At 73.7% G+C, this 11,361-nt stretch carries 12 protein-coding genes; 8 read left to right on the plus strand and 4 right to left on the minus strand.

The features are described from left to right. Positions 1-5: 5 nt before the first annotated feature. The 3 genes from purD (at position 6) to RDV89_RS10370 (ending at position 3,341) form a co-directional block, all read left to right on the plus strand. Positions 6-1,286 (plus strand): phosphoribosylamine--glycine ligase, encoded by a 1,281-nt coding sequence (gene purD, locus RDV89_RS10360; RefSeq protein WP_315732965.1) that lies wholly within the window; start codon positions 6-8, stop codon positions 1,284-1,286. 13 nt (positions 1,287-1,299) lie between these two features. Continuing rightward, the gene (gene purB, locus RDV89_RS10365; RefSeq protein ID WP_315732966.1) at positions 1,300-2,727 is read left to right on the plus strand and encodes an adenylosuccinate lyase; all 1,428 of its coding nucleotides are present in this window, start codon (positions 1,300-1,302) and stop codon (positions 2,725-2,727) included. Between the two features lie 71 nt (positions 2,728-2,798). Continuing rightward, positions 2,799-3,341, plus strand: a complete 543-nt coding sequence (locus RDV89_RS10370; RefSeq protein WP_315732967.1) for a hypothetical protein — start codon at positions 2,799-2,801, stop codon at positions 3,339-3,341. A 27-nt stretch (positions 3,342-3,368) separates the two neighbouring features. On the opposite strand, the gene RDV89_RS10375 is transcribed toward RDV89_RS10370, so the two are convergent. Continuing rightward, on the minus strand, positions 3,369-3,689 hold the full coding sequence (locus RDV89_RS10375) for an antibiotic biosynthesis monooxygenase family protein (protein ID WP_315732968.1): 321 nt from the start codon (positions 3,687-3,689) through the stop codon (positions 3,369-3,371). 367 nt (positions 3,690-4,056) lie between these two features. Between RDV89_RS10375 and RDV89_RS10380 the strand changes: the two genes are divergently transcribed. Next, the gene (locus RDV89_RS10380) at positions 4,057-5,529 is read left to right on the plus strand and encodes an HNH endonuclease signature motif containing protein (protein ID WP_315732969.1); all 1,473 of its coding nucleotides are present in this window, start codon (positions 4,057-4,059) and stop codon (positions 5,527-5,529) included. A 359-nt stretch (positions 5,530-5,888) separates the two neighbouring features. Next, on the plus strand, positions 5,889-6,506 hold the full coding sequence (locus tag RDV89_RS10385) for an antibiotic biosynthesis monooxygenase (RefSeq protein WP_315732970.1): 618 nt from the start codon (positions 5,889-5,891) through the stop codon (positions 6,504-6,506). Here the strand turns inward: RDV89_RS10385 and hchA are convergent. The 3 genes from hchA to RDV89_RS10400 form a co-directional block, all read right to left on the minus strand. Continuing rightward, complete coding sequence (hchA, locus tag RDV89_RS10390; protein ID WP_315732971.1) at positions 6,494-7,351, minus strand: glyoxalase III HchA; 858 nt, start codon at positions 7,349-7,351, stop codon at positions 6,494-6,496. The genes RDV89_RS10385 and hchA overlap by 13 nt on opposite strands. A gap of 104 nt (positions 7,352-7,455) precedes the next feature. Then, on the minus strand, positions 7,456-8,016 hold the full coding sequence (locus RDV89_RS10395) for a hypothetical protein (RefSeq protein ID WP_315732972.1): 561 nt from the start codon (positions 8,014-8,016) through the stop codon (positions 7,456-7,458). 9 nt (positions 8,017-8,025) lie between these two features. After that, complete coding sequence (locus RDV89_RS10400) at positions 8,026-8,295, minus strand: hypothetical protein (RefSeq protein WP_315732973.1); 270 nt, start codon at positions 8,293-8,295, stop codon at positions 8,026-8,028. Positions 8,296-8,349: 54 nt separating this feature from the next. Between RDV89_RS10400 and RDV89_RS10405 the strand changes: the two genes are divergently transcribed. The 3 genes from RDV89_RS10405 to RDV89_RS10415 are packed head-to-tail and all read left to right on the plus strand — an operon-like array spanning position 8,350 to position 11,320. Continuing rightward, complete coding sequence (locus RDV89_RS10405) at positions 8,350-9,255, plus strand: phosphoribosylaminoimidazolesuccinocarboxamide synthase (protein WP_315733191.1); 906 nt, start codon at positions 8,350-8,352, stop codon at positions 9,253-9,255. A gap of 2 nt (positions 9,256-9,257) precedes the next feature. Beyond that, positions 9,258-9,707 (plus strand): SRPBCC family protein, encoded by a 450-nt coding sequence (locus tag RDV89_RS10410; protein ID WP_315732974.1) that lies wholly within the window; start codon positions 9,258-9,260, stop codon positions 9,705-9,707. Between the two features lie 59 nt (positions 9,708-9,766). After that, entirely contained in the window at positions 9,767-11,320 is a 1,554-nt protein-coding gene (locus RDV89_RS10415) for a long-chain-fatty-acid--CoA ligase (RefSeq protein WP_315732975.1), read from the plus strand. The last annotated feature ends 41 nt before the right edge of the window (positions 11,321-11,361 follow it).

An 11,361-nucleotide genomic window follows, 5' to 3' on the forward strand; every position in this document is an offset into this window, starting at 1 on the left:
CGCCCGTGACGGACACCGCGCGCACGCCCCTCAAGACCCTCGTCATCGGCACCGGCGGCCGCGAGCACGCGCTCGCCCGCGCCCTGTCCCTCGACCCGGGGGTGGCCGAGGTGCACGCCGCGCCGGGCAACCCCGGCATCGCGGACGTCGCGTCGCTGCACGCCGTCGACCCCATGGACCCGGCCGCGGTGGCCGCGCTCGCGCAGCGCCTCGCGGTCGACCTGGTCGTGGTGGGACCGGAGGCCCCGCTGGTCGCGGGCGTCGCCGACGCCGTGCGGGAGGCGGGCATTGCCTGCTTCGGGCCCTCGAAGGAGGCCGCCCAGCTGGAGGGTTCGAAGGCGTTCGCCAAGGACGTGATGGCGGCGGCCGGCGTGCCGACGGCGAAGGCGTACGTCTGCACCACGCCCGAGGAGGCCGCGGCCGCGCTCGACGAGTTCGGCGCGCCCTACGTGGTCAAGGACGACGGCCTGGCCGCGGGCAAGGGCGTCGTGGTCACCGAGGACCGCGAGGAGGCGTTGACCCACGCCGGGCAGTGCGAGCGGGTCGTGATCGAGGAGTACCTCGACGGTCCCGAGGTCTCGCTGTTCGCCATCACCGACGGCGTCACGGTGCACCCGCTGCAGCCCGCGCAGGACTTCAAGCGGATCTTCGACGGCGACGAGGGCCCCAACACCGGGGGCATGGGGGCGTACACCCCGCTCGACTGGGCGCCCGAGGGCCTCGTCGAGGAGGTGCGTCGCGACGTCCTGCAGCCGACCGTCGACGAGATGGCGCGGCGCGGCACGCCGTTCGCGGGCCTGCTGTACGCCGGGCTGGCGCTGACGTCGCGGGGCACCCGCGTGGTGGAGTTCAACGCCCGTTTCGGCGACCCCGAGACGCAGCCCCTGATGGCCCTGCTGGAGTCGTCGCTCTCCGAGCTGCTGCTCGGTGCCGCGACCGGCACGCTCGCCGACGTCCCGGCCCCGCGCTGGCGCACGGGTGCCGCGCTGACCGTGGTGATGGCGTCGAAGGGCTACCCGGAGACCTCGTCGAAGGGCGACGTGATCAGCGGCCTCGCCGACGCCGAGGCGCTCGAGGGCGTGCACGTCATCCACGCGGGCACGGCGCGCGAGGGCGACGACGTCGTCACGGCCGGCGGACGGGTGCTGACCGTCACCGCGGTCGGGAACTCGCTCGCGGCGGCCCGCGCGGCGGCGTACTCCGGCGTGGACCGCATCTCCTTCGACGGCGCGCAGCACCGCACCGACATCGCGCTCGCGGCCGAGCGCGGCGAGGTCCGCGCCTGAGCCACGTGGGAGGATGCGGGCCGTGACCGTCCCGAACGTCCTCGCCACCCGCTACGCCGCCGCCGACCTCGCCGGCATCTGGTCGCCCGAGCACAAGATCGTGCTCGAGCGCCGACTGTGGATCGCCGTGCTGAAGGCGCAGCGCGACCTCGGGGTCGAGGTGCCCGACGGTGTGGTGGAGGCGTACGAGGCCGTCGTCGACCAGGTCGACCTCGCCTCCATCGCCGCCCGCGAGCGGGTCACCCGCCACGACGTGAAGGCGCGGATCGAGGAGTTCTGCGCCCTCGCCGGTCACGAGCACATCCACAAGGGGATGACCTCGCGCGACCTGACGGAGAACGTCGAGCAGCTGCAGGTGCGCGCCTCGCTCGAGCTGGTGCGCGAGCGCGCCGTCGCGACCCTCGCCCGTCTCGCGCGCCTGGCCTCCGAGCACGAGACCACGGTCATGGCCGGCCGCTCGCACAACGTCGCCGCGCAGGCCACGACGCTGGGCAAGCGGTTCGCGACGGTCGCGGACGAGGTGCTCGTCGCGGTCCAGCGGATCACCGAGCTGCTCGCTCGCTACCCGCTGCGCGGGATCAAGGGGCCGGTCGGCACGGCCCAGGACATGCTCGACCTGCTCGGCGGCGACGCCGACAAGCTGGCCGAGCTCGAGGACCGCGTCGCCGCGCACCTCGGCTTCGACCACGTGCTGACCAGCGTCGGCCAGGTCTACCCGCGCTCGCTGGACTTCGAGGTCGTCTCGGCGCTCGTGCAGCTCGTGGCGGGCCCCTCGAACCTGGCGACCACGATCCGGCTGATGGCCGGCGTCGAGCTCGTCACCGAGGGCTTCAAGGAGGGCCAGGTCGGCTCGTCGGCGATGCCCCACAAGATGAACACGCGCTCGTGCGAGCGGGTCAACGGCCTCGCGGTGATCCTCCGCGGCCACCTGTCCATGGTCGGCGAGCTCGCGGGCGACCAGTGGAACGAGGGCGACGTGTCCTGCTCGGTGGTGCGCCGCGTCGCGCTGCCGGACGCCTTCTACGCCACGGACGGGCTCTTCCAGACCTTCCTCACCGTGCTCGACGAGTTCGGTGCGTTCCCGGCGGTGATCCAGCGCGAGCTCGACCGCTACCTGCCGTTCCTCGCCACCACCAAGGTGCTGATGAGCGCGGTGCGCAACGGCGTCGGTCGCGAGAGCGCCCACGAGGCCATCAAGGAGCACGCCGTCGGCGTGGCCCTCGAGATGCGCCAGGGGCTCGCGGTCAACGACCTCTACGAGCGCCTCGCCGGTGACGAGCGGCTGGGCCTGACGCGGCCGCAGATCGACGCGCTGGTCGCCGACCCGATCGAGTTCACCGGCGCCGCCCGCGCCCAGGTCGCGGCCGTCGTCGCGCAGGTGGAGCGGCTCGTCGAGGAGCACCCCGCGGCCGCGGCGTACGTGCCCGGCGACATCCTCTGAGGTCGGCCGGACGGCCAGCCGTCAAATGTTGACGGTTGCCGGCGTCCCGGGCGCCGCGCTTGCATGACGCCATGGCCATCTCGGGAACCGTCAGCACGTCCACCGGCAGCCGGTCGGGCAGGCGTACGCGCCGGCGCAGCCTCGCGGGAGCGCTCGCGGCTGCGGCCCTGGCGCTCGGGGGCGTCGTCGCCACCGCGGGCCCTGCGGCTGCGCTGACCCACGCCGACGCGGCGGCCCAGCTGTCGGCGGCCGGGATCGGGATCTCGTCCTCGGGCGGGTGCACCGACCGGGGCACCCCGACCTGCACGTCGCTCGACGGCGTCCGGCAGGCCACCGTCTCGGGCGCGGTCACGCTCGCGGGCGCGTCGGGCTGCTCGCTGACCGTGACCGGCGGGACCGAGGTGGGGCACGCGGACGGCACGTACTCCCACCACAACGGCTACAAGCTCGACTTCTCGCTGAGCAGCTGCCTGACGTCCTACGTGACCTCGACGTTCACCTACGTCGGCGAGCGGGGCGACGGGGCCGCGCTCTACCGCGCGGGGTCGGGCAACGAGTACGCCCGCGAGGGCAGCCACTGGGACGTCACGTTCTACAGCTGCGGCGGCTGCTGAGCCGCCCAGCCGGACCGGTCGGGTCCGTCAGCCCTGCGGGGTGACGTCGAGGACGACCTCGAACTCGAGCAGTTCGGCGCCGGTGGCGACCGGCTTGCGCGGTGCCTCGCCCTCGGGCGTCGCGTGCGCCGCGCGGGCGTCGCCGTCGCGCCACGCGGCGAACGACTCCTCGTCGGCCCACTGGGTGACCACGAAGTACGTGTCGCCCCCGCCCGTCGGGCGCAGCAGCTGGAAGCCGAGGAAGCCGGGCTGGCCCTCGACGGTGCCGGCGCGCGCGGCGAAGCGCTTCTCGAGCTCGGCGCCCGCCTGCGGCGGCACGGAGATGGCGTTGATCTTGACGACGGACATGCCCGCGAGCCTAGTGCGTGCGTCGAGTTGCGGGTTGTGCCGCGGTTCGGGGCGTCGAGTTGCGGGTTGTGCCGCGGTTCGGGGCGTCGAGTTGCGGGTTGTGCCGCGGTTCGGGGCGTCGAGTTGCGGGTTGTGCCGCGGTTCGGGGCGTCGAGTTGCGGGTTGTGCCGCGGTTCGGGGCGTCGAGTTGCGGGTTGTGCCGCGGTTCGGGGCGTCGAGTTGCGGGTTGTGCTGCGGGGTGTGGCTGGGGTGCGGATGGGGTACGCGCAGGAGGGTGCGCAGGTGGTGTGTTGACCTGCGGAAACGCTCTCCACAGATCCATCCGCGACCCTGGTTATCGAACGCACGTTCGGATAGAATCTGGGGTATGGATCGGGGGACCCAGCAGCACACCAACAGCCCGTCACGGGCTGCGCTGCTGACTGTTGCGTCCGACGCGATGCGGGCCCAACGCGCTGCCGAGGCGGGCGCGTTCTTCGCGGCTGCCGACTACGCCGACGCCCACCTCGACGTGCTGCGCGGCAGCTCGTCCAGCAACCCAGTGGTGGGTGACCCGATCGGCCCTTTGGGCATGTGGGTCGACGACGAGGAGTACCTCGCGGCGGTGCCGGGTGGGGATCGGTGGCTGGCGTACGGCGGACCCGGTGCCCCGCTGGTGTCGGAGTTCGCGGTCCTGGAGCTGGTGACCGCGATGGGCCTGTCGCATGAGGCGGGTCGTGCGCTGGTGGGTGACGCGGTCGAGGTCCGCCACCGCCTCCCTCAGCTGGCCGGCCGGGTCGCCTCTGGTGGGGTGCAGGTGTGGCGGGCTCGTCGGATCGCGCGGGCGACGCGGACGTTGACGTTCGAGGGGGCTGGGTTTGTAGACCGCAACCTCGCTCATGTGGCGCACTCGGTCTCGGGTGCTGGGATCGATCGGCTGGTCGCGGAGGCGTCGGCGCGGTTCGACCCCGAGACCACCGAGGCGGATCGGGCGGACGCGGACGCGGGGCGGTTCTTCTCGATCGACTTCCGTGCCCGTGAGGCGCTGGGGGTGCACGGTCAGGTCGGCGGCACGGTCGCCGTGTCCGGGGAGTTGGATCTGGCCGACGCGCGTGATCTCGAGGAGGTCGTCGCCCGTGGTGCCGCTGAACTGGCGGCGTTGGGGTCGGGTGAGTCGCTCGACGTGCGACGGGCGATCGCGGTCGGTGAGCTCGCCCGTAGGCAGACCGCCCTCGACCTCACCGGTGGAGCAGAGGCATCGACGGTCGCTGCCCGTCAGGTCGTGCTGCACGTCCACCTCACCCAGGCCGCGCTGGCATCGACGTCGATCGGGATCGACCCGCTCACCGGTGGCACCGGGATCGACCTGGCCACCGTCACCGCGCCCGGCATCGCGCTGCGGACGGTGACCGCGGAGCAGGTCCGCGACTGGTGCCGCACCGACAGCACCCAGGTGGTGGTCAAGCCGGTGATCGACCTCAACGAGCACATCACGACCCCGAGCTACCGGATCCCCCAGCGCCTCGTCGAGCAGGTCCAGCTCCGCCACCCCACCTGCCGGTTCCCGTACTGCAACCGCCCAGCACGGGCCTCCGACCTCGACCACCGCGTCGAATGGGACGCCGGCGGTCACACAGCCAGCGACAACCTCGTCCCGCTGTGCCGGCTGCACCACCGCGCCAAGACGCACCCCTCACCGCTCGGCACCGACCCACGCGACCCACCCAACGGCCACGAGCACGAGCGCCGCTGGCGCTACCGGCCCACACACCCCGACGAACCACCCGACGGCTTCATCTGGACCAGCCCCCGAGGCCGCCGCTACCTCGTCACACCAACCGGAACGACGGCGCTCGAATAGCCGGATCCGACGACAGCCCTGCACCGCCCCGCACCACCGGCAGGCCCGCCGACACCACGTCGCCGGGCCCACCGGCGCGCCCAGCGCGGCGCGTACCGACCGCGCGCCTGCGTGGCGGATCGCGGTCAGACCTGTGCTCAGCGATCCACCACACTGCCGCCCCCGCGCGTACCGACCGACCAGGCCCACCGACCGCACGGCCGGCCCCTCCGGTTCGCGGTACCTCCGATAGTCGACAACTACCGGAGGTACCGCGACCGGGGACGAGCGCCGGAGCCTGCGTCCCACACCCCCGACGTGCCCGCCGTCACGACGCCGGGGAGTTGCGTGCGTCGGCCGCGCCTCGCAGCATCGCGACCATGAGTGCCGAGCCTGCCTCCCCGGTCACGGTCGCGGCGACGCGGTACGCCGATCCCGCGCGCGAGGCGGAGATGACGTCGTGGATCCGGGCGGGCACGCACCTGGCCGAGCAGTTCCCGGGCTTCCTCGGGCACGGCTTCGTGCGGTCCGCGGAGGGCGACGGGGCGTGGCACATGCTGTACCGGTTCGCCAGCCCCGAGGCGCTCGCGGCGTGGGAGTCCTCGCCGCAGCGCGCGTGGTGGCTGGGTGCGGCGCAGGGGCTCGTGGGCGAGTTCCGGGTGCAGCGGATGACCGGGATCGAGGGCTGGTTCGACCCGCCGGCGAGCCACGACGTCGACTACCCCGGACTCCCGCCGGGCCCTCCGCCGCGGTGGAAGCAGGCGGTCGCGATCTTCGTGGTCTTCCTGCCGCTCAGCCTGCTGCTGGGCGTCACGGGCGCCGCGCTGCTGCCGGACCTGCCGCTGGCGTGGCGGATCACCCTGCAGACGGTGGTCGCCACGCCGCTGATGGTCTGGTTCGGCCTGCCGTGGATCACCCGCCGCCTGGAGTGGTGGCTGCACGGACGCCCGGCGCCGTGGCGCCGGACGCGCCGGACGCGCCCGCCTCAGGCGTCGTAGGTCTCCCGCAGGGTGTCGACGGCCAGGCGACCCAGGGCGTTCGAGGCCAGCGGGCTGTCGCCGGTCAGGAGCTGGCGATCGCGGTGCACCCGGCCGGACATGTCGTCGTTGACGACCACGACACCGGCGGCCGCGAGCCGCTCGGCGACCAGCCAGGTCATGGGGCCGGGCAGGTAGCCGAGGTCGAGGTTGGCCCCGGTGTCGAGGGCGTCGGGGAACACGCACACCTCGTAGCCCGCGAACCGGTTGGCGCCGGCGTCGTCGGTCGCCGCGAGCAGCGCGGCGGGGCCGTGGCACAGCGTGATCACGAGCCGGTCGTTCTCCAGCGCCCAGGCGAGGGTGTCGCGCACCGCGGGGCTGGTGGGGATGCCGCCGATCGTGGCGCCGTGCCCGCCGGGCACGAAGACGGCGGCGTAGTCGGAGTCGGGCCCGAGGGTCTCGACGACGTCGCCGAGGCGCAGGGGTGCGTCGAAGCCGTCGCGGTCGGCCTCGTACGCCCCGCGCACCGCCTCGTCCTCCGCCGGGAACGCCCAGTGCTCGAACTTCATCTTGTTGCCCGACACGGTCGCGACGTCGAACGTGTAGCCGGCGGCCGCCAGGTGCAGCATCGGCACCAGCGTCTCGACGGGGTGGTTGCCGGTCGAGAAGTAGCGGCCGTCCTGCAGCGCGAGGTAGCGCTCGTCCGTGCCGATCACCAGGACCTTGCGCGGCCCGCCCCGGACCGGCTCGTGGTCCGCGCCGTCGAAGTCGGTGCGCGGCGGCACGTACTGCTCCAGCGAGGACGGGGAGGGGAAGTACGCACGGTCCTCCGCCGGGTCGGGGGTCGGGAGCTTCTCGTCCGCCATGGTGCCGGTCCTCCTCGTTCGGGGGTGGGTCCCTCCCGACGGTAGCCACGGGCGCCAGCCCGGACGTACGCCCGGACGCCAGCCCGGACGTACGCCCGGACGGGTCACCCCGGCAGCAGCAGGTCGGCGCCCTCGCTGACGAGACGGACGACGGCGAGCTCGGCGCCGGTGTCGAACGCAGCCGCGAGGGCGTACGCCAGGGAGGCCTCCAGCGGCTCGGGCTCGGGGGCCCGGGCGACGAACCGTCCGCGGCCGACGGTCTCGGACCACGCCAGCGCGACGGTGCCGTCGGGGCTGCGGGTCAGCGACGCCAGCTCGTTGTCGCCGCGGTAGCGCCGGCCGCGCACGAAGCGGGAGGAGTACGGGTCGCTGGGCGTGAGCATCCACGCCTCGTCGTCGCGCCGCACGCGTACGCGGTAGGAGCCGCGGGCCAGCCGCCCGCGCCCCGGCTCGAGGTCCAACGGGACCCCGTCGGCGGTGAGCACGAGACCCGCCGGGTCGCGGGTGCCGATCGGTGGTCGCGAGGAGTCGCGCCGCTCGTCGAGCGGACCGGTGCGCTCGATGCGCGTGGTCGGCACCTGCGCGCCCCGCACCTCGACGGCGTCGGGGGCGACGCCGAGGAGCAGCGCGCCGAAGCGGCGATCCTCGACCGGGTGCTCCTCCATCACCGGGGCCTAGACGCGCTCGCGCGCCTCGACACCGACCGGCTCGGTCGGGTCGACGGCGAGCCGCTCGCCGCCCGCGCGGGCGGAGCGGGTGAGCTGCACCGCGCCCACCACGACCAGCACCAGCGCCCCGGCCAGGCACACCCCGGCGACCGCGGTCGCGACCACCCCCCGACCCTGGAGCAGCAGCCCCAGGCCGAGCAGGGGCATGGCCGCGACGGCGGCGAGCAGCACGCGGAGCACGTTGCGGCCGCGGTCGGTCAGGTGTCGGTCCTCCATGCGCTCGACCGTAGCCAGCGGGTCGCAGCGGGCCGACTACCCTTGGCGCCCGTGATCGCGAACATCCCGCAGGCGCCGGCGCTCGAGGGCGCGACCCACCTCCACTCCGGCAAGGTGCGGGACCTCTACCGCATCGACGCGGGCGAGCACGCGGGCCGTCTGCTGATGGTCGCGAGCGACCGGATCTCGGCCTACGACTTCGTCCTGGCCTCGACCATCCCCGACAAGGGCGAGATCCTCACCCGGATGTCGCTGTGGTGGTTCGACCAGCTCGCCGACCTGGTGCCGCACCACGTGGTCTCCGCCTCCGACGTCCCCGCCGCCGTGGCCGGCCGCGCGGTCGTGTGCCAGGACCTCGACATGTTCCCCGTCGAGTGCGTGGCGCGCGGCTACCTGACCGGCTCCGGCCTCGCGGACTACCGCGCGAGCGGCGAGGTCTGCGGGATCGCGCTGCCGCCGGGCCTGCAGGACGGCGACCGGCTGCCCGAGCCGATCTTCACCCCGGCCACGAAGGCCGACCTCGGCGACCACGACGAGAACGTCTCGTACGCGGCGGTCGCCACGACCGTCGGCGACCACGACGCCGCGGCGCTGCGCGACCTGACGCTGCGGGTGTACGCCCGCGCCGAGGAGCTCGCCCGCGAGCGCGGCATCCTGCTGGCCGACACCAAGCTCGAGTTCGGCCGCGCCCGGGACGCGGGCGACCGGGGCGCGATCGTCCTGGCCGACGAGGTGCTCACCCCCGACTCGTCGCGCTACTGGCCCGCCGACGACTGGCAGCCGGGCCGCACGCAGCCGTCCTACGACAAGCAGATCGTGCGCAACTGGCTGACGGGCCCGGACAGCGGCTGGGACCGCACCTCCGGGGCGGAGCCGCCGGCCCTGCCGGCCGAGGTCGTCGAGCTGACCCGCAGCCGCTACGTGGAGGCGTACGAGCGCCTCACCGGCGAGCGGTTCTGATCGTGCGCACCGTCACCGTCCGGGTCGCCGACGTCACCGTGGCCGTGGGCGCGCCGGCCGCGGCCGTCCACGCGTACCTCGCCGACCCCGACAACCGCCCCGCCTGGCAGTCCAGCCTGCGCCGCGTCGACGCCGTCGTCGAGGCCGGCGGCCCGCCCGGGGACGTCGGCACGACGTGGACCGACGTGACGCTGGTGCCCGGCGTGCGGCCGCGGATGCGGGTGGTCGAGAGCGAGCCGCCGCACCGCTGGGTCGAGGTGGGCGAGTGGTGGTGGGTGCGCGCCACGCTGACGATGACGTACGCCCCGCGCCCCGACGGCGGCACGGACGCCCGCGCGGTGGCCGAGCTCGTCGTGCCGCTGCCGGCGGCCCCCCTGGCCCACGCCCTGCGGCTGCCGACGCCGCTGGCGCTGGCCGCCGACCTGCGGGCGGCGGCCCGGGTCCTGGGCTGACGGCACGCTCGCGCCGACGGACGCGTGACGCGGGTCATACCTGCCAGTAGGTTGGAGCCATGACCAACCTGTCGTCCCTCCTGGAGGGCTCCGCGCAGCAGCACCCCGACCGCGTCGCGATCGTCCTCGGAGACACGCGCCTGACCTACGCCCAGGTGGACGGGGCGGCCAACCAGGTCGCCAACCTGCTCACCTCCCGCGGCGTCGGCCGCGGCGACAAGGTGGCGCTGACCTGCCCGAACCTGCCGTACTTCTCGATCGTCTACTACGGCATCCTCAAGACCGGCGCCACGGTCGTGCCCCTCAACGTGCTGCTCAAGGCGCGCGAGATCGCCTATCACCTCGAGGACTCGGACGCGAAGGCGTACTTCTGCTTCCAGGGCACCCCCGAGCTGCCGATGGGCCAGGAGGGCAAGGCCGGTTTCGACCAGGTCGACGGCTGCGAGCACCTGTTCGTGATCACCGCCGACCCGGCGGCGCCGTCGCCGGTCGAGGGCACCGAGACGCTCGGCCAGGGTCTCGCGGGCCAGGCGCCGACGTTCGACGCGGTGGCCGCGGACGACGACGACACCGCCGTCATCCTCTACACCTCCGGCACGACCGGCCAGCCCAAGGGCGCCGAGCTGCGCCACTCCAACATGCTCTCGAACGCCCTGGTCAGCGACCGGCTGTTCGGCGCCGACGCCGCGAAGCCCGACACCTACCTGTGCGTGCTGCCGCTCTTCCACTCGTTCGGCCAGACGGTGATCCAGAACAGCGCGTTCGCCTACGGCGGCACCGTCGTGATGCTGCCCCGCTTCGAGGCGCAGCCGGCGCTCGGCCTGATGGTGAAGGAGTCGGTGACGTTCTTCGCCGGCGTCCCGACGATGTACTGGGGCCTGCTCGGCGCGCTCGACGAGTCCGTCGACGTCGCGACCATCGCGCGCAACCTGCGGGTCGCGGCCGCCGGCGGCTCCGCGCTGCCGGGCGAGGTGCACCGCAACTTCCAGGAGCGCTTCGGCGTGACCATCCTGGAGGGGTACGGGCTGTCCGAGACGTCGCCGGTCGCCTCGTTCTCGCCGTGGGGCCAGGAGCCCCGCGTCGGCTCGATCGGCACGCCGATCCCCGAGGTCGAGATGAAGCTGATCGACCCGGACTGGAACGAGGTCACCGAGCCCGACGGCATCGGCGAGATCGCGATCAAGGGCCCCAACGTGATGAAGGGCTACCACGGTCGGCCCGACGCGACGGCCGACGCGATCCGCGACGGCTGGTTCCGCTCCGGCGACCTCGGCAGGAAGGACGCCGACGGGTGGTACTACATCGTCGACCGGGCCAAGGACATGATCATCCGCGGCGGCTTCAACGTGTACCCGCGTGAGCTCGAGGAGGTGCTGATGACGCACCCGTCGGTCTCGCTGGCCGCGGTCATCGGCGTGCCCCACGAGTCCCACGGCGAGGAGGTCAAGGCGTACGTCATCCTCGACCAGAACGCCGACGCGGTGACCTCCGAGGAGCTCGTGGCCTGGGGCAAGGAGCAGTTCGCGGCGTACAAGTACCCGCGCCAGGTCGAGGTCGTCGAGACCCTCCCGATGACCGCCACGGGCAAGATCCTCAAGCGCGAGCTGGGCTGAGGCCCGGGACGCCCGACCTCCTGCTCGTGGCCCCTGCCGGG

The organism is Nocardioides imazamoxiresistens (assembly GCF_032378595.1).
In the GTDB taxonomy this organism is placed as follows: Bacteria; Actinomycetota; Actinomycetes; order Propionibacteriales; family Nocardioidaceae; genus Nocardioides; species Nocardioides imazamoxiresistens.

Coding starts and splice junctions, on each gene's coding strand:
- purB (WP_315732966.1), top strand. CDS start 1,300: ATGCGGGCCGTGACCGTCCCGAACGTCCTCGCCACCCGCTACGCCGCC.
- RDV89_RS10370 (WP_315732967.1), top strand. CDS start 2,799: ATGGCCATCTCGGGAACCGTCAGCACGTCCACCGGCAGCCGGTCGGGC.
- RDV89_RS10375 (WP_315732968.1), bottom strand. CDS start 3,689: ATGTCCGTCGTCAAGATCAACGCCATCTCCGTGCCGCCGCAGGCGGGC.
- RDV89_RS10380 (WP_315732969.1), top strand. CDS start 4,057: ATGGATCGGGGGACCCAGCAGCACACCAACAGCCCGTCACGGGCTGCG.
- RDV89_RS10385 (WP_315732970.1), top strand. CDS start 5,889: ATGAGTGCCGAGCCTGCCTCCCCGGTCACGGTCGCGGCGACGCGGTAC.
- hchA (WP_315732971.1), bottom strand. CDS start 7,351: ATGGCGGACGAGAAGCTCCCGACCCCCGACCCGGCGGAGGACCGTGCG.
- RDV89_RS10395 (WP_315732972.1), bottom strand. CDS start 8,016: ATGGAGGAGCACCCGGTCGAGGATCGCCGCTTCGGCGCGCTGCTCCTC.
- RDV89_RS10400 (WP_315732973.1), bottom strand. CDS start 8,295: ATGGAGGACCGACACCTGACCGACCGCGGCCGCAACGTGCTCCGCGTG.
- RDV89_RS10415 (WP_315732975.1), top strand. CDS start 9,767: ATGACCAACCTGTCGTCCCTCCTGGAGGGCTCCGCGCAGCAGCACCCC.